Raw genomic sequence first — 21,457 nt, 5'->3', positions numbered from 1 at the left:
ATGACGGCGTGGGACATCCAGCCCCAGGGGGTGCAGGGTCAGCTGAGGGTCGTCGGCACACACGCCGGTGATCTGGAGAAGGCCCTGAACGCCCTGGTCACGGACATGCAGCAGGCCGCGCAGGCGGCGGGTACGGCGGTGCCGGGGTCGGCCGCGAACATTCCGTTGCAGGGGCCGACGGCCTCCGGCGCGCCCCTGACGCAGAAGGCGACGGGCCCGGTGGGCGCGGCGCTGGCCGAGTACATGACCGGCCGGCAGAAGACGCACTTCGAACCCATGGCGAAGCGTATCCAGGCGGCGGTCATCGGCGCGGCCACGGCGACCAACGAGTACGTCGAGGGTGACCTGGCCCAGGCCAAGGAGGCCCAGGACGCGGCGCGACAGGTGCGGCTGGACCTGCTGAAGGAGCTCGGGGGACAGAAGTGAGCGAGAACCAGCCGGTCGATCCGGCCGAAGTACCGGTCTTCACCGGTGACCTGGAACTGCTCGACGAGAAGGTCAAGGCGCTGTCCGGCGCCGGCGGCAAGATCGCCACCGCCGCCGGCGACGTCCACAGCTCCTTCGGCGGCCTGAGCGCCTTCTACAAGGCCCCCGAGGCCGACCAGCTGTTCGCCACGACGCAGCCGGTCAAGGACAAGGCGCTCGCCATCAGCTCGGACATGTGCACCATCGCGGGTGCGCTGGGTTCGTACGCCAACGACATCCGCCCCCTGAAGCAGAAGCTGGACGACCTGCGCCGGGACGCCGTCGACTTCCGGCAGAAGATCGCCGAGGACGACAAGTGGCGTGAGGACGGCGACCTGGTCGAGGAGAACAACAACCGCCGCAACGAGATCGCCGAGGTCTGGACGCAGTTCCAGGCGGCCGAGCGCACCGCGCACGCGAAGATCGTCGCCCTGGTCGGCGGCAAGGCGCTCACGGTCAACGACGGCTCCAACGGCGAGAACATGTACGGCTACGACGCCGAGGCCCTCAAGCAGGCCAAGAGCCTGCCGTGGGGCGACGCGGTCGAGGAGTCGACGCCGTGGTGGCAGGTGTGGGAGCACGCCTACGACTTCGGCAAGGGCGTCATCGTCGACGGGGTCTGGGGCACGATCAAGGGGCTCGGCGCCCTGGTCGGCTTCCAGGGCTGGGACGCGGCCGGGCAGGCCTGGAAGGGCCTGGGCCTGCTGGCCACGGGCCTGGTCATCACCGCCACCCCGCTGGGCGCGGCGTACTGGATGGCTGACGACGACCAGCTGCCCGGCTGGATCAGGGACTCCCGCACGGCCATGAAGGAGACCGGCAAGGCGCTGGTCGCCTGGGACCAGTGGGGCTCCAACCCGGCCCGCGCGGCCGGCGCGGTCACCTTCAACGTGCTGACCACCGTCTTCACCGGCGGCGCGGGTGGCGCGGTGTCCGGCGCGGGCAAGGCGGGCGCGGCGGCGCGGGCCATCTCCTTCGCGGGCAGGGCCGGCCGGGCGATCGACCCGACGACGTACCTCTTCCAGGGCGCGGGCGCGGGCATCACGAAGATCGGCGACGTGATGTCCGGCCTCAGGGGCATGGGCAACATCAGCCTGCCGCCCCTCCCGGAGGGCACGTTCGTCCTGCCGGAGGGCTCGCTGACGCGCCCCGACGGCACGATCCACCTCCCGGAGGGCGCCGCGCTGCCCCCGGGTGCCGTCGAGATCCCCGCGAACACGGTCCGCCTGCCCGAGGGCACGGCGGTCCCGCCCGGCGCGGTCGACCTCGGCGACGGCGTGGTCAGGCTCCCGGACGACACCCCGGCCCCGGCGGGCTCGACGCCCCTCCAGGAGGGCACGGTCACCGTCCCGAGGGACACCCCGACCCTGCCGTCGGACGCGACCCCGCTCCCCGTCCGCGAGGGCGACCCGGCCCGCTACCTGGACGGCGCGGGAAACGTCCTCGACGAGAACGGCAAGGTCGTCAGCGACGTCAAGGACTCGCCCACGGACGTGGTCGACCGGGGCGCGAACCCCGACGCCACCCCCACCACGGGCGCGGACAACCCCCGGGTGGACACCCCCGCCAAGGTCCCGGCCATGGCGGGCGCGGCGGTCCACGCGGGCGACAACACCGCGATCAACCTCGGCGACAGCCTGGACACCGGCCTGGGCGACGCGAGCCGCGCCGCCGACGACGTACCCACCCGCGTCCCGGACACCCCGGGCGGCCTCGCGGACAACACCCCGGGCGGCCTCGCCGACAACCTCCCCACGGGCCAGGCCGGCAACAACCTCCCGGGCGGCGGCGCGGGCGACCACCTGCCGGCCAACAGCGTGGACAACACCCCGGGCACGGGCGCCGGCGAACACGTGCCCGGCGGTCATGGTGACGGGCCCGCCACGGGTGGCCACGACGGGCCGGGCACCGGCATGCACGGTACCGGTGGGGGTGACCACGTGCCGGGTGCTTCCGGGCACGACGTGCCGCCTCCGCCCCACGAAGGTGGGTTCGGTGGAGCGGAGCCGACGGTGCCCGCGGCCCCGCGCGGCAACCTCCCCGACGGGTCATGGGTGGGCGAGAACGGGCTGACGCTGGACCGCGCTGCCAACGCCGCCGCGGACGACTTCATGCGTCGGTCCGCCGAGGCGGAACCTCGCATCACCGAGTCGATGCAGAGCATCGCCGGCCGGGTGGACGACGGTCGCCTGATCGGCATCGAGTACCGCCTCAAGGGCGAGGACTCCCTCAAGCGCAAGATCGCCACGGACATGCTCGAAGACATCGGCATGGACCACGCTCGGGTGCTCGGCGACATCAAGGACTCCATCCGTTACACGATGGAGGTCCCGAGCCACAGCTACGGCCGCGGGGTGCAGCAGGCGGTCGACGACCTGCAGGCCAGGGGGTTCGAGAACGTCACGTTCAAGAACACCTGGGACTCCGCCGGTTACAAGGGCATCAACTCGACGTGGCGGGACCCCGTCAGCGGCCAGGTCTTCGAGCTGCAGTTCCACACACCGGAGAGCTTCGCGGCCAAAATGGACGGCCACGCTCTGTACGAGAAAGAGCGTCTTCCCGGAGTCGGCGCGGATGAGCTCGCGGCAATCAGAGCCGAGCAGTCGGAGCTCTTCGGCAAGGTACCGGTGCCGCATGATGCCGGGGCGATCGGAATCGGCTCCCATGCTGCCGACGACGCGGTGTCCGCACTCGGCAAGGACGTCGACGCGGCCGCCGATACGCCCGGCGCGGTGGGTGAGGATGCCGTGGGACGGGGCGACGACGCCGCGGATGCCACGCGGAGCGTCGCACCCGACCCCGAGGCGCCCGGTACACCTCGCGAAGGCGGGGGGGCCGGCGGCCCTGGTGGCGCCTACTGGGTGACCCAGCCCTCCGAGTTCGCAGGCCGGGTCTATGACGAGATCCGGGCGACGCCCAACAGGGTGGACCTGCCCGAGATCGCCCGGAACACCGGCATCGAGGAGTCCGTACTCCGGCAGGTCAAGACCCATCTCTTCCGGGCGCAGCACGACGTCACCGTCGGCCCGAGCCAGGTCCGCCACGGTCTGTTCGAACCGGCCGACGACATCGCCGAGTTGTGGCCCAAGGCTCAGCGAGGCGACCTGTCGGAAGCCGAAATGCTGCGCTTCCGGTCACTGGTCGCGCACGAGTACGTGGAAAGCCGCCTCATGAAGGCGGGACTGCCCTACACGCAGCCGCACCCTCATATGTGGCATGTCGACCCGAATGACGGCCAGTACTATCGGGACTTCCCGTCCACGCCGCGGGACGCCGGAGCGCATGAGCTGGCTCCGAACGAGCAAAAGGGCGGCTTCAGGCACTGGGCCGCCATGGGACTCAAGGGACCTGACGTCGTGCTGCGAGAGAACATGTCCAACATCGACGACGTGGTCAGGGCCGTGGTACAGGAATTGCGTGCGAAAGGTCTGGACCTCAAGTGACTGCCGTTGAACCTCGTCGCACCCTCGACCGGCTGCGTTCCATCGCGTGGGACACCGATTTCGACGTCCCATTGCGCCACGCCCGATCCCGTGCCCTGTTGATGCGCGAGTACCTGCGCCGCGCCGCCCAGTGGGCACGGGCGTATGGCGCCGAGGACGCGTGGCCCTTCTTCGACATCGCGGAGTGCGTCGATCCGTCCATCACGCTGGACGCCGCGATCTCCGCCGAGCTCGAGGAGTACATCCGGCGTCACGTCGGCACGCCCTCGATCCAGAAGGTGTGCCGCGGTGTGGTGCACTGGGCTGCGGTCCGTGCCACGACGCAGGTGGAGCTGCCCGACATCCCCGACATGTACGAGCCGTTGCTGCTCATGTTCGAGCGTGGCGGCGGCTACGCCATCGGACAGTTCATCGATCTCGACGGAGTGTCCATTCCGCAGGGTTCTTTGGGGCAGAACCTGTCCGCCACACCATTCCTCACTCTCGCACCCACCACTCTGGACGCCCTCGACGGCAGGGGGCGGATCTCTTACTACGCAAAAATCAGCCAAGGCTTCCCGCGGAGCAATCCGCGCGGCATCGTGCGGCGGCGGATCATCGGCAATGGGGACGAGACCCATGACGAGGCCTTTACCAGGAATCTCCGCTGGGAGCCGACCGACTACCTCAGGTTGTACGAGCTCGGCCACAACGAGGTCGATCACGTCGAGATCACCGAAGCCGAGGCCGCCGCGTTCATCGAATCGGCCACGGCGAGGATCCTCGGGTCCCTCTGAGCCGCGTGACCGCGCCCACTCGCGGGACGGAAGCGCGGACCTGATTCCATGGCTGGCTGGAGAAGCAATCAACCCAAGAGCGTCAATGACGGTGGAAGTCGCAAGGCACGGCGGTCCGCGCCCGGGCGATCAGGGGTCGACGCCGGTTTCCCGATCGAGGTCGAGTCGGACTACCTGCCGAGCGAGCTGCTCAACCGCGCCTGGCTGGGAGAGTTCCACCACCTGACCTCGCGCAGCGCCGAGATGAGCCCGACATGACCCAGAACGTTACTCGTCACGGAATCCCGTCAGGCCCCGACGCCGAGGCGCTGGCGCAGCGTCTCGCCGACCACCTTGTCGGGGAGATCGATGGCCTGGAGTCCCACGGAGCTGATCGAGTCCACGTTCAGTACCTCGCTCCTCGTCCTCAACGCCCGCTGCGTCGTCGACCCACGGGCGGCGGAGGCGGAGACCTGGGATGCCGCGGTCAACGCGATGCAGCTGGGCTCGGCGCTCTTCGCCGTGACGGGTGCGAGTGAGGGAACCGTCGAGTGCCGTATCAACCGGAAGATGCGCACCCTTCAGGCCATCGGCCCGCAGCTGTTCGCCGACACCGGAAACTGGCTGACCGCATTCTTGCTGGCGGTCGTCTGTCGTGAGCAGCAGCGGATGACGCAGTTGTGCGAGATCCCGCTGGAGCGGTTGCGTTCCCCGGAAGGTCAGTACGACGAGTACGTCTACCACTGGATCGACACGCTCCAGACGTACTGGCTGCGTCGTCCCGGACTGGTGGAGAAACTCACCGCCACGCTCCAGGCGTCGGATCCGTCGGTGGCGCGGATCGCCCCCCGGGACATGCCGCAGGGGCTGCTCTGTCCGCCGATCAACCTCTTCTACCACTTCGTCCGCCGCGACGAGGAGGGCTTCAGTCCGGCCCTGGTGGAGGCGCTGAAGCTGCACAAGGCCGTACTGGACGCTGACCGAGGACCGGGCGAGCGACATCGACGGGAGCATCGCCCTGGGCCCGCTGGCGATCGCCTGCCTGGCCTACGACGGGAAGCTGCCGATCGGCGTCGAGTCGGAGTACCTGCCCAAGCACGTCCTCCAGCACGGCTGGCTGGCCGAGTACCCGACCTGAGGGCTTTGGTGACGGTGACGGTGGCCCGGCACGGCGGGCCCGGGTCTGACGACAAGGGGTACGCGGAGTCCCGGGGCAGGGACCTGCTGCGGACGGTCGCGTCCCTGGAGGAATCGCCCGGGAGGCTGGACGGACCCTGGATGGTGCATTCCGGATCGGGACCCGGCTTCAACGTCTACGCCTGCACCGACTGCGCGCCACAGTTGCCGGACCTGCCCGACGCGCTCGACCTCCTCCGGACCGGCCGACAGCACGGCGCACAGGCCGACTTGCCGCGCGGCCCCGGGAACGACAGTGTCGTCTGAACGCCACGTGCTCATCCGAGCGAGAGTTGGGGGTGTACGGGTGACAGCCCGGGAACAGCGATGCTGAGGCGTGCGCCGCGGGAGTGTGGTTCGTGGTGGTGGGACCTCGACGACGTGACGGAAACCGGCCTGGTGCCGGCCCTCGGCACGGCGGCGCGCATGGCCGCCGTGCTGGGGAAGCACGCGCTGCTCGAGCCGTCGTCCCTGGAGTGGGACTGGTTCGAGAGGGGCAGGGGCGGGCTGGGTGTGCACACCCGCCTCGGCCTGATGGGCTCCCGGCTGGACGACCCGGAGCTGGCCGAACAGGCACGGGCATGCCGTCCTGTCGGCCACCCGGCAGCGGAGATGTCGGCGCTCCTCGTGACGGGCCCGGGGGAGCGGCTCGACGCGGAGGGGGAGCCCCGTCGCGAACCTCGCCTGGTGGAGCTGACCGTGTCCCCGGACCCGTATGGCTGCTGGGCCGAGGTGGCGGTCCACCACGACGTCTGGTCTCCGTGCGACTTCGGCGGTGAGCCGCACCCCGCTGTCCACGCGAACAACGCCCCGCGCCTCGCGGCGGCCCTGCGGGCGCTGGACGCCCTGCTGGGGGTGCCGGGCGAGCCGGGCGAGCCGACCTACTTCGGCGTCGCCGAGGGCCATGGCCTCAAAGCGCCTGAACTGGTCGACGGGCTGGGACCCGACCTCACCGATCTGCTGTGACGGCGCCGTGGGACCCGATCTCTCCGGCGCGGACCTGCCGGGCGGGTGCCTTCACACGGCGCCGCGACGGGGACTGACCCGAGCCGGACGCCGCTCCGACCGCCGGGCGGTAGGGGATCGCCGGTCCGCCGTCACCAGGGCGATCATGAGCCCGAAGGCGGCGATGGCGGCGAGCGTGCGCAGGGTGTTGAACAGGTCCCAGCGCCACAGGATCTCCGCGTGGCCGGCCGGGGCCGAGGTGACCGCCCACTCCTTGATCCGCCCGTTGATCGGCACATTGCCGAGCCGGGTGATCAGGAACGACGCCAGGGCCAGCAGGCCCGCCGTACCGGCGAGGAGCCGTGCGCGGCCGCGCGTCAGGGCGGCGAGGGTGAGGGCGCTCAGTGCCGATACCCCCATGGCCGCCTGCATGGTGATGCCGTTCATCCTCATCCGCTCGGCGTGGAAGGACAGCCGCGTGTCGAGGGGGACGGCGTCGAAGGTGGGGGCGAGGTTGGCCGCGCCGTAGCCGAAGGCGCCGGCGAGCAGGCCGGTGGAGAGGAGGGCGAGCGCGTGGAGCGCGCGGAGGGGCGGCGTGGTCATCGTCCCTCCGGGAGCGTCCGGGTGAGCTGGTGGCTGAGGCGCATCCGGCCCTCCGGGGTGAACTCCCCGAAGAGGTGCACCTCCGTGGCGATCTCCCGGCCCTTGCGCATCCGGCCGTGGACGGTGAGCCGGGCGGCGACCCGGCCGCCGTCCATCAGGGCCTCGTGTACGTCGAACCGGTACGCGACGAGGTTCTTGCGCAGCGGCCGGATGTGCGCGACCAGCTTGTCCCGGTCGAGCCGGACACCGTCACTGACCTGCACGATGTCGGCGGTGAAGTACCGGTCGACCACATGCCCGGGGTCCTCGTCGTTCCGCAGGGCCTGCTCGGTGAACGAGCTGAAGAAGTCGGCTATGAACTGCTCGGGTGGCTCCATGGCGGCTCCGTTCGCGGTGTGCGGCGTTCCCTCGGCAGCATTTTTGACGGGGTTGTAAGATATGCCGGAGCCAGAACTTTTGACAAGGGTGTAAGAATTGATGACGTCCAAGGCCCCCGGGCGGCGCCGGGCCGACGCCGAACGCAGCAAAGCGGCCATCCTCGACGCGGCGGTGCGGCTCCTGGCCGGACAGCCGGACGCAGGTATGCGGGCCATCGCGGCCGAGGCGGGGGTGACCCGTCAGACCGTGTACGCCCACTTCGCCTCGCGCGACGAGCTGCTGGCGGCGGTGGTGGACCGGGTGACGCGGGAGGCGACGGCGGCGATGGACGCCGCCGGACTGGACGACGGTCCGGCATCGGCGGCGCTGCTGCGGCTGCTGGACATCGGCTGGCGATCGTTCGCCCAGCACCCGGTCCTGCTCCAGGCAGGACCGGTGCCACAAGCCAGTCACGAGCCGGTCACCGACCGGCTGGTACGGCTCATCCGGCGCGGCCAGGCGGCCGGGGAGTTCGACGCCGGAGCGTCACCGCACTGGCTCGCCGCGGCGACGGTCGCGCTCGGCCACGCGGCCGGTGACGAGGTCGGGGCGGGCCGCATGTCCCCCGACGAAGCCGCCGCCGCCGTGCGCACCGCCGTGCTCCGCACCCTCGGCACTCGTCCCGCCGCCCCGGGCGACGACCTCGACGAACGGTAGGTACGCCGCGGCGCCCCCGCCCCGCGTGGCCGGAGCGGGGGCGGGGGCTGGTTGTCAGCAGTACTTCGACGAGCCGCTGGAGCTCCACGCGCAGGAGTCGACGAGCGTGCCCGACGCCTTGCGCAGGTATGCGGTGTCACCGTCGTTGTTCCACACGTACGCCGCCCGCCCCCAGTACCGGTGCCCGGCGGTGTTGCTGCCCCGGCCGGTGTGCACCGTCACGTACCGCTTGGCGCCGATGGTGCCGCTGAAGGTGTACGTCCAGCCGGCCCGGTCCTTCAGCTGCCAGTTGCTGAGGGAGATGGCGGAGGTGCTGGAGTTGTACAGCTGCACCCACTCCGCGTTCAGTGAGGTGTTGGAGCGGTCGTCGGTGCCCGGCGAGTTGTAGTACACGCGGTAGATGCTCACGCCCCCGGCGGCCTGGGCGGCCGGCGCGACGGTCAGCAGGCTGCCGGCGACGGCGGTGGCGACGACGGCCGCCGACGCGGCGAAACGAACCTTCAAGAGTCCTCCCCAAGGTGAACCGTGCATTCCACGGCGGGGAAAGCACACCATATGGTGATGTTGTTACTGGTTGGTTTCGCCCATTCAGGAGCGAACCGATGCGGTCTCGTTCCGGAGCCGGACCGCGCGTAGCGTAAAGCGCTCTACTGGAGCGCGAGTTCAGGAGACGCTGATGCGCGACCACGAACCCCTGGTGATCGACCCGACCGGCCGCGACATCCACGGAGAGGCCGCCCGGTTACGGGAGAGAGGACCCGTGGCGCGCGTGGAACTGCCCGGCGGCGTACCGGCGTGGGCGGTCAGCGGGCCCGAGCTGCTGAAGCGGCTGCTCACCGACCCCCGGGTCTCCAAGGACCCGCGACAGCACTGGCCGGCCTGGATCAGCGGGGAGATCTCCCCGGAGTGGCCGCTGTTCACCTGGGTCGCGGTGCGGAACATGTTCACCGCGTACGGCGGGGAGCACAGGCGCCTGCGCAGCCTGGTGGCCAAGGCGTTCACCGCGCGCCGCACCGCCGCCCTGCGGCCGCGCGTGGAGGAGATCACCGCGGACCTGCTGGACCGGATCGCCGGGGCCGGGCGGCGCGGTGACGTCGTGGACCTGCGGGAGAGGTACGCGTACCCGCTGCCGATCCAGGTGATCAGCGAGCTGTTCGGTCTCCCCGAGGAGCAACGGGACGAGCTGCGGTCCATCGTCGACAGCATCTTCCACACCGCCGCCGACCCCGACGAGGTCACCGCCACCTACACCCGGCTCTACGCCGTCATGGGCGAACTCGTCGCGGCGAAGCGGCGGTCACCCGGTGACGACATGACCAGCGGCCTCATCGCGGCGCGTGACGACGAGGACGGCACCCGGCTGAGCGAGGAGGAACTGCTCGACACCCTGGTGCTCATGATCGGCGCGGGCCATGAGACGACGGTCAACCTCATCGACAACGCCATCCACGCCCTGCTCACTCACCCCGGGCAACTGGCGCACCTCAGGGCGGGCCGCGCCTCGTGGGACGACGTGATCGAGGAGACGCTGCGGTCGGACGCCCCGGTCGCCAACCTGCCGCTGCGGTACGCCGTCGACGACATCGCGCTCGACGGCGTGGTCATCCGCAAGGGCGACGCGATCCTGGTGGCGTACGCCGCGTCGGGCCGCGATTCCGAGCGGTACGGGAAGGACGCCGACCGGTTCGACGTCACCCGGGCGGACAAGGAGCACCTGGCCTTCGGCCACGGTGTCCACTACTGCCTGGGCGCCCCGTTGGGCCGGATGGAGGCGCGGATCGCGCTGCCGGCGCTCTTCGAGCGGTTCCCGGACATGGAGCTCGCCGTGCCGGCGGGGGAGCTGCGGCCGGTGGAGTCGTTCATCTCCAACGGTCACCGTTCGCTGCCCGTACGCCTGGGCGGTGGCGGTGGTGGAGACGGTGCCGGCGGCGGTGGCGGTGGCGGCGTGTAGAGGGCGGCGGCCAGCGGGGCCGCGCGGATGATCGCCGCGACCTGGTCCCGGGGGGCGGGACCGGGTGGCGGCGGCGCCGGGAGCCGCGTCATGGCCGGGCGCGCAGGCTGCGGCGTCGGCGGGGACAGGTGTGGGCGGCGGCCAGCAGTGTCCGGACGCGGTCGCCGAACTCGGCGGCCTCGCGCAGCGGGACGGCGAACGGCAGCCGTACGTCGTCGTGGGCGCGGGCGTGTTCGAGCCGCAGGGTGATCCCGTACCGGTCGAGGCCCACCGGCACCACGCGCCGGACGCCGTGCAGCTGCCGCGGCTCCACCAGGCGCGCCAGCCGGGCCACCGCGTCGGGGTGCTCGTCGGTCAGGTGGAGCAGCAGCGCCGCCTCGTGGCCCGCCAGCGGATCCGCCCCGGCGAGGACCAGTTCGTCCAGACCGACGCCCTCGGCGCCCTCCCCCGTGTCGAGGGTGGCACGCACGGTGTCCAGACGCAGGGCGACACCGTCCCCCGCTCCGGTGTCCGCGCCGCCCCGGGTCAGCCACCCGGAGAGCGTCACCCTGGCCCGTACCCGGTCCCGTACGGCGGTCGGGGCCACGTCCGTGAACTGGAGCATGGCGGCGAGGTCGCCCCGGGGCGCGCAGGCCACGGCCGCCGCCAGGTGGCAGTCGGCCGACAGTCGCAGCGTCAGGCGGCCCCGCTCGTCGAGCGTGTGCGCGCCTACCAGGTCGCAGCGGTATCCGTCCGTCGTCACCGTGAGGGACCGCGCGGCGGACAGGACGGAGCGGACCCGTTCCGCGCTGGACGGCTCGGGTGGGCGGGCATCGGTGCGACTGCTCATCACTCACTCCTTAGGTTAGGCTTGCCTAACCTAGCCGAGTCCGTGTCCCTCCCGCCACCGGGCCGGGGACTTCGGCCACTTGTCGCCACTCCGCCGGACGCCCGCCGGGCACCGCCGGGCATTACGCTGTCCGAGCCCGCCGCCGGTGCCGGGCCGAGAGCCGCCCACCCGCACCCGGTCAGCCCGGTGCGGTCGGCGAGCCCGCTCCCGCCGGCGGCCGCCCGTAGCGCATACCGGGCCGCCGCCCCCGCCTGCTGGTCTTCCGTCCGAGGAGCCCCCATGACCGTCGCCGCGGCCCGCCGTGCCTGGCCGGCCGATCTGCCCGTACTGCTGGTAGCGGTGGTCTGGGGCTCCAGTTACCTCGCCGCGAAGGGCGTCACCACCAGCCAGACCGTGCTGGCCGTGCTGGTGCTGCGGTTCGCCGTCGTCCTGCCCGTACTCGCCGCGACCGGGTGGCGCAGGCTGCGCGCGATGAGCCGCGCGCAGATACGCGGAGCGGGCGTCCTCGGCCTGATCCTGGCGGCCATCTTCGTACTGGAGACGTACGGGGTGGTGCACACCTCGGCGACCAACGCCGGGCTCATCATCAGCCTCACCATGATTTTCACGCCCATCGCGGAGAGCCGGATCCGCGGTACGCGCCTGTCGCCCCCGTTCCTCGCGGCGGCCGGGCTCTCGGTGCTCGGCGTGGTGCTGCTGACGCAGGGCGCGGGCTTCAGCGAGCCGTCCATCGGGGACCTGCTGATGCTGGGCGCCGCCGTCGCCCGGACGGTGCACGTGCTGGCGATGTCGCGGATGCGGTCGGTGGAGGGTGCGGACGCCATGTCGCTGACGACGGTTCAGCTCGGCGCGTCGGTCCTGGTGTTCGGCCTGCTCTGCGCCGCGCCCGGGACGGGCGCCACCCCGTGGGTCGCCGCGGCCGACTTCGGCGCCGCGGACTGGGCGTGGCTGCTCTACCTGTCGGTGTTCTGCACGCTGTTCGCCTTCTTCGTCCAGATGTGGGCGGTACGCCGCACCTCGCCCTCACGGGTCAGCCTGCTGCTCGGTACGGAACCGGTGTGGGCGGCCGTCGCCGGCATCGCGCTGGCGGGTGACCGGCCGGGCTGGCTGGGGCTGGTGGGCGTGCTGCTGATCCTGGCGGGCACGACGTGGGGCCGCACGGCGGCCGACGCGACGGAAGCCCCCGCCGCGCCCGCCGCGCCCGCCGCGCCTGTCGTGGACGGCACGCCCGCCGCGCCCGACCGGGACGGCACGCCCGACCCGCCCGTCGTGGACGGCACGCCCGACCCGGACGCCACGCACCCGGGCCTGGAGTCGGCGGGCCGCCCGTAGCCGCGCCCTTCCCCGACAGCCCGCCGCACGGCCTCCGCGCCACGTGTCCCGACCACCCTCCGCAAGCCCGCGTGGGCGGGGGCCTCTCGGGCCGGTGGGCCGACCGGGCGACCGATCGACCCAGCGACCGATCGACCGGGCGACCGACCGGCCGGGTGGCGGGCCGGCCCGGGCCGGTGCTCGCCAGGCACGCCTCCACGGTCCGCAGGGCCGTGGCCCCACCGCGTACCGGCGGAGCCCGGGAGCCCGACCGGCAGGTGCCCCATGCGCCGGGCGACGGCATCGCCGGCACGTACGGGGGCGGCGGGTCACGTCCGGGCCACGCCGATGGCCGTCGCGGCCGGTCCCGCGACGGCCAGGAGACGTGCTTACGCCGAGCCCGACCGGGCCGTCAGCGCCTCCACGAGGTGGTAGCCACCCGCCAGGTCCATGTCGGTCCGTTCGCGCAGCAGCTTGATCGCCCCGTTGCGATCACCGCTGTGCAGCAGAACCGTCATCTCCCCCACGAGGTCCGGGCACTCGTCCTGCAACGCGGCCAGCGCCTGTTCGTACGACGTGGGCAGCGGCCGGCCCTCGCCCAGCAGCTCCAGGGCGGCCGAAGCGGGGTGGAGGCCGAGCCCCGAACCCTTCCGGAGCCGTGCGACCGCCTTGGACGTGCGTCCCTCCTGGGCCAAGGCCCCGGCTTCGTCCTGAGCGTGCTGGTCGACGGGGGTGATCAGCGCCGTGATGCGCGCCTTGCTCGTGCTCATCGGGGGCTCCTTCGCGGTCAGCGGCAGTGCTTCTTGATCATGTCGATGCCGAGGATGGCGGAAGCGAGGCCACCGAGGGTGGCACCCAGCTCGCTGATCTTCTCCTCGCCCTTCGACACGCGGATGAGCAGCGTCGCCGCCTCCTTCACCGAGCCGACCTTCTTGATGAACGCCTTGAGCTTCAGCAGCTTCGCCACCGGAACCGCGCCCCCGGCGACGGCCGCGGTGATGGCCGCACCGCACTTCAGCTTCTGCGTCCATCCGAACGCCACCGCCCGGCGCTCCTCGGGCAGACGCTTCTCCAAGTACGCCTGCACCGCCGCGTCGCCCTGAGCCACGACGCTGTCCGGCATGGCTTCGATGACCTTCAGGGTCTCGGCGAGCCGCTGCTCGTCCGCCGCGTCGGCGGCGGTCGTCGCGTCCGCCGCGCCGGTGGCGGTTGCCGCGGCCGCAGCCGAGGCCGCGGCAACCGGCCGGTCACCGTGGTCCGCCGCCACGGCCGCCCCGGACAGACCGGTGCTGAACACGGCGGCCGTCACGACGGCAGCGGTCAGAGTCGTGATCTTGTTGATCTTCAAGTTGTTCCCCCAACGTTCTGATCATTCCCGCCCGGCCTGGTCGAGCCGGACGGCGCGCCACCCGCACGGCTGGTCAGGCCGCGTGGTCGGACGCGCTGTTGATCTTCACGCGCACCCCGGGAGACACACAATGGGTTTGAGCATCTTCTGAGCTGAACGCTCCGCCACCTGCTCCGCGCACCCACCGGCCCCCCCGCTCAGTTCCGGAAGGGGGCTATCGATGCCCACGCGACGCCGACGGACTTCAAGCCCCCGCGCCCCGCCTTTCCGCGCAATCCTCGTCCCGCGCCGCTCCTTGTTCCGCGTGCCCGTCAGGCGGTGTGAACGTCCGTCACCTAGGGCAGTTCTTCATTTTTTCATGATGCGAATGGTGAGATCCACCCCGAATCACCCTATTGGATCGTAACCGTGAGGGTTTGTCTGCGTAATATGCCAGGCGACAGAAATGGGTGATTCCAGACATTCGGGCATCGCTCAGTGCGCCACCATCCCCCTCAGGAGCTGGCTTTCCGATGACGCTGAAAACCCCTGCCGCGCCTCACTGGCGCAGAACTTCGGCCTGGATGGCGGCGATGCTCGCCATGGTGATCGCCGCGGTCGTCGTGGCGGTGACGCCGACGCGGGCGAACGCCCTCGCGCAGCCCGTACCGCTGGGCACCGCCGACAGTTTCGCCGTTCTCGCCGGTGAGTCGGTCACCAACACCGGACCCTCGGTCATCACCGGCGATGTCGGGGTGCATCCCGGGACGGCCATCTCCGGATTCCCGCCGGGGCTGGTGAACGGCACCTTCCACTCGGCGGACGCCGTGGCCGCCGGAGCGAAGAGCGACCTCGTGGCGGCTTACAACAACGCGGCCGGGCAGGCCTCGGACGGCGCTCTCCCGCCGGACGCGGGCGGCCTGACGCTGGTTCCGGGCGTCTACACGGCCTCGTCCACCCTCGGTCTCACGGGCACCCTCACCCTGGACGGCCAGAACAACCCGGAGTCCATCTGGGTGTTCCAGGTCGGCTCGGGTCTGACGACGGCATCCGCGAGCAACGTGAGCCTCGTCAACGGCGCCTCGCCGTGCAACGTGTTCTGGCAGATCGGCAGCTCGGCCACGCTCGGTACCAACTCCGACTTCGTCGGCACCATCATGGCCATGACGTCGATCACCGCCACCACGCAGGCGGACCTCGTCGGCCGGGCGCTGGCCCGTAACGGCTCCGTGACGCTGGACACCAACACGATCACCCGTCCGGCCTGCGACGACGAAACCACGGGCGGGACCACGGGCGAGACCACGGGCGGGGCCACGGGCGAGACCACCACCGGCGGCGTGATCGCCGGCACTACGGGTGGAACGAACGGGGGCACCGCGAACGGCGGCACCACGGGTGGCGTCGGCGGTGTGCTCGGCGGCGTGACGACGGGCGGTACCACCGGTGGTGGCACCGCCGGAGTCGTGGGTGGAGTGCTCGGTGGAGTGACGACGGGTGGCGTCATCGCGGGTACCACGGGTGGCACCACGGGCGCGACGATCGGCGGCGTCCACGGCGGCATCACGGGCGGAGGCGGTCCCAAGCCGCCGCAGAAGCCGGGCAAGCCGGGTAAGCCCGGAAAGCCGGGCAAGCCCGGTAAGCCGGGTCACGGCAAGCCCGGAAAGCCGGGTAAGCCGGGTCACGGCCACGATCACGGCAAGCCGGGCAAGCCCGGCCACGGCAAGCCCGGTAAGCCCGGCCACGGCCAGGACGGCAAGCCCGGCAAGCCCGGCAAGCCCGGTGGCTACGGCGACCCCCAGCCCGGACAGCAGCACGGCCCGTCCGGTGAGCACGGCGGTCACGCGGGCCGCTAGTCCCTTGCGGCGGGCCGGGCGCGGAGCCGGTGGCCCGCTTGCGTGAGTGAGGTGCGTGGCGCGCGGTGGACGGTCGACCGACTCCACCGCGCGCCGCGCGCGGAACCGGAAGAAGTGGAAATGAACAGCGGGATGGGAAGGCCGGGTGGGGCCGTGCTGAGCGGTGCGGAGCAAGCGGAAACGAAGAAGTCGGGGCACTCCCGCGCCGGGTCGGCCGAGAGCGGTCGCAGTGGCTCTCCCCCCGCGCTTTACGGTGATACGGGGCCGTCGCGCCGCCCGCTGCAAGCGGCCACGGGAGCGGTCGTCGTCCTGTGCCTGGCGGTCACGCTCATCCACGTGCTTCTGCTCTTCCTGCACGTGGCGCCGGCGAACGCCATCTCACAGCGGTACGGCCGGCAGATCAACGCGTGGGTCTATCCGGTGTTCGAGCAGAACTGGCGGCTCTTCGCCCCGGATCCGGAGTCGGTCAACCGGCAGATCTCGGCGCGGACCACGCGGATCACCCCGGACGGTACCTCGCAGGTGAGCGGCTGGTTCGACCTGAGTGCCGTGGACAACTCCGCGATCGAGCACAACCCCTTCCCGAGCCACACGACGCAGAACATGCTGCGCCGCGCCTGGAGTTCGTATCTCGAGACCCTCGGTGGCGACGACCAGCCGCGTTCGGAGCGTGCTGTGATGGTCCAGCAGTACCTCCGCAACATCGCGGCGGATCGCGTCGCCGACCGGCGCGGCGGCTCCTTCGACTCGATCCAGCTGCGGGTCGTCACGTTCCCCGTCGGTGCCCCCGGCCCGGCAGGGAGCGACCGTCCGGCCCGATCCGCGCCGGCGGCCGTAGAGACCCGTTACCTGCCCTGGTGGAAGGTGGCCACGCATGGCACCGACTGAGCCGACCCCGACCCCGGCCTCGAAGCCGATCCCGGGCCCGCCCCCCTCCTCAACCCTGACTCCGGCCCCGGCAACAGAGACGGCCCCGGCAACAACGACGGCCACGGCACCCACGCCGTCGAAGTACGACACCGAACGAGCGGACGGCCCCACAGCGATGCAGCGAATGCTCGACCGCCTCGCCGCGTTCTTCACCCTCCTGATCGAACGGCCGGTCTCCCTGTACGCGGCGGCGGTCCTGCGCATCGGGTACGGCCTGCTCTACCTCGTCTTCCTGCTGCGCGAGTTTCCGCACCGTGACGAGATCTGGGGACCCGGCTCGCCGTGGACCCCCGCACTGGCGAAGCAGCTCTTCGACCAGACGGGCTGGGTCAGCATCCTGACCCTGTCCGACAGCCGCGCGTACTTCGAGGTCTGCTACGCGGCGGCCGTCGTCACGTCCGCGTTGTTCATGCTGGGCTGGCGGACCAGAGCGGTGTCCGTGCTGTTCGCCGTCGTGGTGGCCTCATTCCACGCCAGGGCGATCTTCATGACGGACGGCGGGGACAACCTCATCCTCCTCATGGCGGTCTACCTCGTGTTCACCGCCTGCGGCCGTCGCTGGTCCCTCGACGCGCGCAGGGCCCGGCTCCGTTCGGGCGCGGGGCCGGAGGTACGGCGCCCTCTGCACGATGCCCGACAGGTGGTGGTCACCGTCCTGCACAACTGCGGGATGTTCGTCATCGCCGCCCAGGTCTGTTTCCTCTACGGCTCGGCGGGCCTGTACAAGGTGCAGGGAGGCACCTGGGGCAACGGGACCGCCCTCCACTACGCCCTCAACCTGCACCTGTTCCAGCCCTGGCCGGCGCTCTCCCGGGCGGCCGACGAACACGTGATCCTGATCGCGGCCGCCTGCTACCTGACGGTGCTGCTCCAGGTCGCGTTCCCGTTCGTGCTGTTCGGCCGGCTCAAGTACCCCGTCCTGGGCATGTTGCTGACCATGCACGTGGGCATCGCGGTGCTCATGGGCCTGCCGCTCTTCTCCGCCGCGATGATCGTCGCCGACGCCGTCTTCCTGCCGGACCGCTTCTACCGCGCTCTGGGGCAGCGGTGCCGGCGTGCGTTCCGGCGCACGGGTACGCCCCGGCCGGAACCGGGGCTCGTGCCGGCGCAGCCGGGACCGGCAGGCTGACCCCGGCACGACGGGTCGCCGGGTGTCGCCACCGATGCCCGGCGGGCGATGCCCGGCGGGCGATGCCCGGCGGGCGCGGATCCGGCGTCACCGTCGGGCAGCACCCGCTCGCGTAGCGCCCCGCTCGCGTATCGCCCCGCCCACGTACCGCCGCGTGCTCCGGCACGCGGCCGAGGACCGGCTCTCCGGTGTCTACGTACACTGACAGGCATGGCATGCCGCATCAGTGAGCTGGTCATCGATTGCGCCGATCCCGACCGGCTCGCCGCCTTCTGGAGCGAGGTCCTGGGTTACGTCGAGCTCGGCCGGGAGGACGACGGCAGCATCGAGATCGGGCCGCCCGACGCCGGCTTCGGCGGCCCGCAGCCCACCCTCGTCCTCAGCCCCAGCAGCGAGCCCCGCACCGGGAAGCTCCCGCTGCACATCGACGTCAGCCCCACCGACCGCGATCAGGACGCGGAGCTGGAGCGGCTGCTCGCTCTCGGCGCCAGGCCCGCCGACGTCGGCCAGACCGGCGCCGAGAACTGGCATGTGCTGGCCGACCCGGAGGGCAATGAGTTCTGCCTCCTGCGCGCCCGGCTCCAGCCCCTCTGACCACGTGCGTCCTGGCGTCCACCAGCACCCGGACCCGGTCCGGACGAACGACGAGGCCCCGGGCCGCCGGCCCGGGGCTTTCGCGTGGAACGGGCGGCGGCAAGGGAACCCGCCCTCGGCAATCCGCCTCGGCTACCGCGACGAATAAAGGGAGCAAGGGGACAAAAACCCGAAAGCGGAACCGGCGTCGAGCCGGTGAACCTCCCCGGAAGGGGATGCTTCGCAATGACACTCAAGCGCGCAACCCGTCGCAGCACCGCCCTCCTCGCCGTACCCGCGGCGCTCGCCCTCGTCGTCGCGACCCCGGCGCTGGCCCATGGCGGAGGCAGTGGCGCCTCCGACGGCCGGCAGGGCCGGGTCCACCAGGTCGATCTGCGGCAGCTGAACGACTCCGGTGCCAGTGGTACGGCGTCGCTCGGTCTGCAAGGCAGGCAACTGACGGTCACGATCGACGCCCGGGGGCTGGTGCCCGGTCAGCCGCATGCCCAGCACATCCACGGCTCCACCGACGGGCACAACTTCCGCTGCCCCGACGCCGGTGCGGACAAGAACCGGGACGGCATCGTCACCACCACCGAGGGACTCCCCGCCTACGGAGACATCAACATCTCGCTGACGACCAAGGGGGACACCTCCAAGGCCAGCGGTCTCGCGGTCGACCGGATGCCCGTCGCGGACAAGGACGGCAATGTGTCCTACTCCCGCACGATCACCGTCTCTCAGGCGATCGCCGACCACATCAAGGACCTGCACATCGTCCAGCACGGGATCGATGTCAACGGCAACGGAGAGTACGACTTCGGTAAGGGCAGGAGCGAACTCGACCCGAAGCTGCCACAGGAAGCCACCGCGCCCGCGAACTGCGGCACGATCAAGGGGAGCTCCGGCGAACCCACGAACATGGATGGCCACCGCTGAGCGGTCACGCACGGCCGGCCCGCCCGCCGCGATGACAGGTGACGACCGTCGTCCCTCCGTCCGTCCGATACGAACCGGCTGAACCGGCCGAACGGACCTCAACCGAAGCCGACCAGAGCCGGCCAAGCCCAACTTGACGAAGCCCGGGACCACGCGGAACGGCCCCGGGCTCCGCCGCGTCCGGGCAGTCGCGCCGTTCGCCGGCCACCCCTGGGAGTGAACGACCAATCCGGTAGCCGTCCGGCTTCGAAGAGCGGGTGTGACTACTTCAGGCTCCCGGTGGCAACGGCCGGCGTTCGCAGGGCTCAGCGGGCTGCTGGCCGGGTACGCGGCTCTCGCCGTCGCCGAGCTGATCGCCGCCATGGTCCGGCCGGAGGCGGGGCCGATAGCCGCGGTGGGCGGCGCGGCGATCGACCGCACCCCCGCCCCGGTCAAGGACTGGGCCATCCGCACGTTCGGCGAGGACGACAAGGTCGTGCTCCAGCTGGGCATCGTCGCGGTGCTCGGCCTGCTGGCCCTGGTGCTGGGGCTGGTGGCACTCCGCCACCGGCGCCTCGGCGCCGCGGGGGTGCTCGTTTTCGGGGTGGTCGGCGCCGTCGCCGCCACCAGCCGCCCCGACTCCGACTCGCTCACCGACGGCCTGCCGTCTTTGGCGGGCGCCCTCGCCGGCGCCGCGGTCCTCCACTGGCTGATCGGCCGGCTCGTGCCCCGCGGCGCCGCGCAGCCGCCCGTCGCGGCGCAGGAGCCCGGCTGGGACCGGCGCGGTTTCCTCCTGTCCGCCGCTGTGACCGCCGTCGCCTCCACCGGTGCCGGAGCGGTGGGGCGCGCCCTCGGCGGGACCCGGACACGGGATGCCGTCGCCTCCCGGGCCGCCGTCGTCCTGCCACGCCCCGCCTCGCCGGCCGCCCCCGTGCCCCGGCGGGCGCAGGTGCGTGTCCCGGGGGTGAGCCCGTTCGTCACGCCCAACAAGGACTTCTACCGTGTCGACACGGCCCTGGTCGTACCCAGGGTCGACGCCGCCCGCTGGCGGCTGCGCGTCCACGGCGAAGGAGTCGGCAGGCCGCTCACGCTCACCTTCCAGGACCTGCTGGAACGGGACCTGGTCGAGCGGGACATCACGCTGGCCTGCGTCTCGAACGAGGTCGGTGGCCCGTACGTCGGGAACGCGCGCTGGATCGGCGTACGCCTGGCGGATGTGCTCGCCGAGGCCGGTGTCCGTCCGCCCTCTGAGGGGGGCCCGGCCGACCAGCTGGTGGCCCGCTCCGTGGACGGCATGACGCTCGGCACCCCGGTCGAGGACCTGATGGACGGCCGTGACGCGCTGCTCGCCGTCGGTATGAACGGTGAACCGCTCCCCTTCGACCACGGCTTCCCGGTCCGCATGGTCGTGCCCGGACTGTACGGGTACGTCTCGGCCTGCAAGTGGGTCGAGGACATCGAGCTCACCACGTTCGACGCCTACGACCCGTACTGGGTCAAGCGCAAGTGGGCCCGCAGGGCGCCCGTCAAGACCCAGTCCCGTATCGACACGCCCAAGCCCTTCGCCCGCCCGAAGGCCGGGACCGTCATGGTCGCCGGAGTGGCCTGGGCCCAGCACCGCGGCATCGACCGGGTCGAGGTGCGCGTCGACGACGGCCCCTGGCAGCCGGCCGGTCTCGCGGCCGAGGACACCGCCGACACCTGGCGCCAGTGGTACTTCCCCTGGCAGGCCACTCCCGGCGGTCACACGCTGACCGTCCGAGCCACCGACCGCACGGGCCAGGTGCAGACGGAAAAGCGCACGCGCACCGTCCCGGACGGGGCGAGTGGCCGGCATTCGGTGGTGGTCAACGTGGACTAGGCCAGCTCGACGACCACTCATCGAGCGCTCGACGACCACTCATCGACCTCGACCGCTCGTCGACCGCTCGTCGACCGCTCGACTACCCCTTGTGCACCGTGCCCGACCCATCCCACGTACGCGAAGGAACTCCCATGAACACCATGCGTTTCCGCCGAGCCGCTGTCGCCGCTGCCGCTGCCGCCGCACTGCCCTTGGCACTGACCGCCTGCTCGGACGATCCCGCCACGTCCGCGTCGGACGCCGCCTCCGCCGCTGCTTCCGAGGCGAGCCCGAGCCAGGAATCCGCCGACGCCGTGGCGACGGACAAG

Annotated in this window: 20 protein-coding genes; 14 read left to right on the top strand and 6 right to left on the bottom strand. The window is 71.6% G+C overall.

The genetic code is table 11. The features are described 5' to 3' along the window. The 5 genes from ABD347_RS09595 (at window position 1) to ABD347_RS09570 (ending at window position 6,805) form a co-directional block, all read left to right on the top strand. Window positions 1–426, top strand: a complete 426-nt coding sequence (locus tag ABD347_RS09595) for a DUF6507 family protein (RefSeq protein WP_344359017.1) — start codon at window positions 1–3, stop codon at window positions 424–426. After that, window positions 423–3,908, top strand: coding sequence for a hypothetical protein (locus ABD347_RS09590; RefSeq protein ID WP_344359015.1), 3,486 nt, complete (start codon window positions 423–425; stop codon window positions 3,906–3,908). The genes ABD347_RS09595 and ABD347_RS09590 overlap by 4 nt, the downstream gene beginning before the upstream one ends. Next, the gene (locus tag ABD347_RS09585; protein ID WP_344359012.1) at window positions 3,905–4,684 is read left to right on the top strand and encodes a hypothetical protein; all 780 of its coding nucleotides are present in this window, start codon (window positions 3,905–3,907) and stop codon (window positions 4,682–4,684) included. The genes ABD347_RS09590 and ABD347_RS09585 overlap by 4 nt, the downstream gene beginning before the upstream one ends. A gap of 348 nt (window positions 4,685–5,032) precedes the next feature. Continuing rightward, complete coding sequence (locus ABD347_RS30640; protein ID WP_425575612.1) at window positions 5,033–6,106, top strand: immunity 49 family protein; 1,074 nt, start codon at window positions 5,033–5,035, stop codon at window positions 6,104–6,106. Between the two features lie 114 nt (window positions 6,107–6,220). After that, complete coding sequence (locus ABD347_RS09570; RefSeq protein ID WP_344359008.1) at window positions 6,221–6,805, top strand: hypothetical protein; 585 nt, start codon at window positions 6,221–6,223, stop codon at window positions 6,803–6,805. Window positions 6,806–6,856: 51 nt separating this feature from the next. On the opposite strand, the gene ABD347_RS09565 is transcribed toward ABD347_RS09570, so the two are convergent. Together ABD347_RS09565 and ABD347_RS09560 are read right to left on the bottom strand one after the other, a co-directional pair. Continuing rightward, window positions 6,857–7,387: an anthrone oxygenase family protein gene (locus tag ABD347_RS09565; RefSeq protein WP_344359005.1), complete on the bottom strand. Its 531-nt coding sequence runs from the start codon at window positions 7,385–7,387 to the stop codon at window positions 6,857–6,859. Beyond that, window positions 7,384–7,764: a nuclear transport factor 2 family protein gene (locus ABD347_RS09560; protein WP_344359003.1), complete on the bottom strand. Its 381-nt coding sequence runs from the start codon at window positions 7,762–7,764 to the stop codon at window positions 7,384–7,386. Before ABD347_RS09560 ends, ABD347_RS09565 begins: the two co-directional genes overlap by 4 nt. 100 nt (window positions 7,765–7,864) lie before the next feature. Between ABD347_RS09560 and ABD347_RS09555 the strand changes: the two genes are divergently transcribed. Continuing rightward, window positions 7,865–8,461, top strand: coding sequence for a TetR/AcrR family transcriptional regulator (locus ABD347_RS09555; RefSeq protein ID WP_344359000.1), 597 nt, complete (start codon window positions 7,865–7,867; stop codon window positions 8,459–8,461). Between the two features lie 54 nt (window positions 8,462–8,515). Here the strand turns inward: ABD347_RS09555 and ABD347_RS09550 are convergent, their stop codons facing one another. Next, window positions 8,516–8,965, bottom strand: a complete 450-nt coding sequence (locus tag ABD347_RS09550; RefSeq protein WP_344358997.1) for a lamin tail domain-containing protein — start codon at window positions 8,963–8,965, stop codon at window positions 8,516–8,518. Window positions 8,966–9,137: 172 nt separating this feature from the next. Between ABD347_RS09550 and ABD347_RS09545 the strand changes: the two genes are divergently transcribed. After that, entirely contained in the window at window positions 9,138–10,412 is a 1,275-nt protein-coding gene (locus ABD347_RS09545) for a cytochrome P450 family protein (protein ID WP_344358995.1), read from the top strand. Window positions 10,413–10,500: 88 nt separating this feature from the next. Here the strand turns inward: ABD347_RS09545 and ABD347_RS09540 are convergent, their stop codons facing one another. Continuing rightward, window positions 10,501–11,241, bottom strand: coding sequence for a DUF2470 domain-containing protein (locus ABD347_RS09540; protein ID WP_344358992.1), 741 nt, complete (start codon window positions 11,239–11,241; stop codon window positions 10,501–10,503). Window positions 11,242–11,520: 279 nt separating this feature from the next. Between ABD347_RS09540 and ABD347_RS09535 the strand changes: the two genes are divergently transcribed. Further along, on the top strand, window positions 11,521–12,573 hold the full coding sequence (locus ABD347_RS09535) for a DMT family transporter (protein ID WP_344358989.1): 1,053 nt from the start codon (window positions 11,521–11,523) through the stop codon (window positions 12,571–12,573). 368 nt (window positions 12,574–12,941) lie between these two features. On the opposite strand, the gene ABD347_RS09530 is transcribed toward ABD347_RS09535, so the two are convergent. Next, complete coding sequence (locus ABD347_RS09530; protein WP_344358986.1) at window positions 12,942–13,322, bottom strand: hypothetical protein; 381 nt, start codon at window positions 13,320–13,322, stop codon at window positions 12,942–12,944. Window positions 13,323–13,339: 17 nt separating this feature from the next. Next, a complete protein-coding gene (locus ABD347_RS09525) occupies window positions 13,340–13,900 on the bottom strand; it encodes a hypothetical protein (RefSeq protein WP_344358984.1) in 561 nt (186 codons plus the stop codon). 512 nt (window positions 13,901–14,412) lie between these two features. Between ABD347_RS09525 and ABD347_RS09520 the strand changes: the two genes are divergently transcribed. The 6 genes from ABD347_RS09520 (at window position 14,413) to ABD347_RS09495 (ending at window position 21,146) form a co-directional block, all read left to right on the top strand. After that, window positions 14,413–15,735 (top strand): ice-binding family protein, encoded by a 1,323-nt coding sequence (locus ABD347_RS09520; RefSeq protein WP_344358982.1) that lies wholly within the window; start codon window positions 14,413–14,415, stop codon window positions 15,733–15,735. Between the two features lie 336 nt (window positions 15,736–16,071). Beyond that, window positions 16,072–16,623, top strand: a complete 552-nt coding sequence (locus tag ABD347_RS09515) for a DUF5819 family protein (RefSeq protein WP_344358980.1) — start codon at window positions 16,072–16,074, stop codon at window positions 16,621–16,623. Between the two features lie 157 nt (window positions 16,624–16,780). Further along, a complete protein-coding gene (locus ABD347_RS09510) occupies window positions 16,781–17,794 on the top strand; it encodes an HTTM domain-containing protein (RefSeq protein WP_344358976.1) in 1,014 nt (337 codons plus the stop codon). 210 nt (window positions 17,795–18,004) lie between these two features. Beyond that, the gene (locus ABD347_RS09505; protein ID WP_344358974.1) at window positions 18,005–18,388 is read left to right on the top strand and encodes a VOC family protein; all 384 of its coding nucleotides are present in this window, start codon (window positions 18,005–18,007) and stop codon (window positions 18,386–18,388) included. Window positions 18,389–18,613: 225 nt separating this feature from the next. Further along, window positions 18,614–19,306, top strand: a complete 693-nt coding sequence (locus ABD347_RS09500; RefSeq protein WP_344358972.1) for a hypothetical protein — start codon at window positions 18,614–18,616, stop codon at window positions 19,304–19,306. 259 nt (window positions 19,307–19,565) lie between these two features. Beyond that, window positions 19,566–21,146: a molybdopterin-dependent oxidoreductase gene (locus ABD347_RS09495; RefSeq protein WP_344358969.1), complete on the top strand. Its 1,581-nt coding sequence runs from the start codon at window positions 19,566–19,568 to the stop codon at window positions 21,144–21,146. Window positions 21,147–21,457: the final 311 nt, after the last annotated feature.

This window comes from Streptomyces gobitricini (assembly GCF_039532985.1).
GTDB classification, from domain to species: Bacteria; Actinomycetota; Actinomycetes; order Streptomycetales; family Streptomycetaceae; genus Streptomyces; species Streptomyces gobitricini.
Note: the sequence above shows the minus strand (reverse complement) of the source record. Positions and strands in the feature narration are given on the sequence as shown.

Excerpts from the sequence above, each read along its gene's own strand:
- ABD347_RS09595 (WP_344359017.1), top strand. The coding sequence starts at position 1 with ATGACGGCGTGGGACATCCAGCCCCAGGGGGTGCAGGGTCAGCTGAGG.
- ABD347_RS30640 (WP_425575612.1), top strand. The coding sequence starts at position 5,033 with ATGGCCTGGAGTCCCACGGAGCTGATCGAGTCCACGTTCAGTACCTCG.
- ABD347_RS09565 (WP_344359005.1), bottom strand. The coding sequence starts at position 7,387 with ATGACCACGCCGCCCCTCCGCGCGCTCCACGCGCTCGCCCTCCTCTCC.
- ABD347_RS09560 (WP_344359003.1), bottom strand. The coding sequence starts at position 7,764 with ATGGAGCCACCCGAGCAGTTCATAGCCGACTTCTTCAGCTCGTTCACC.
- ABD347_RS09555 (WP_344359000.1), top strand. The coding sequence starts at position 7,865 with ATGACGTCCAAGGCCCCCGGGCGGCGCCGGGCCGACGCCGAACGCAGC.
- ABD347_RS09545 (WP_344358995.1), top strand. The coding sequence starts at position 9,138 with ATGCGCGACCACGAACCCCTGGTGATCGACCCGACCGGCCGCGACATC.
- ABD347_RS09540 (WP_344358992.1), bottom strand. The coding sequence starts at position 11,241 with ATGAGCAGTCGCACCGATGCCCGCCCACCCGAGCCGTCCAGCGCGGAA.
- ABD347_RS09535 (WP_344358989.1), top strand. The coding sequence starts at position 11,521 with ATGACCGTCGCCGCGGCCCGCCGTGCCTGGCCGGCCGATCTGCCCGTA.
- ABD347_RS09530 (WP_344358986.1), bottom strand. The coding sequence starts at position 13,322 with ATGAGCACGAGCAAGGCGCGCATCACGGCGCTGATCACCCCCGTCGAC.
- ABD347_RS09520 (WP_344358982.1), top strand. The coding sequence starts at position 14,413 with ATGACGCTGAAAACCCCTGCCGCGCCTCACTGGCGCAGAACTTCGGCC.
- ABD347_RS09510 (WP_344358976.1), top strand. The coding sequence starts at position 16,781 with ATGCAGCGAATGCTCGACCGCCTCGCCGCGTTCTTCACCCTCCTGATC.
- ABD347_RS09505 (WP_344358974.1), top strand. The coding sequence starts at position 18,005 with ATGGCATGCCGCATCAGTGAGCTGGTCATCGATTGCGCCGATCCCGAC.
- ABD347_RS09500 (WP_344358972.1), top strand. The coding sequence starts at position 18,614 with ATGACACTCAAGCGCGCAACCCGTCGCAGCACCGCCCTCCTCGCCGTA.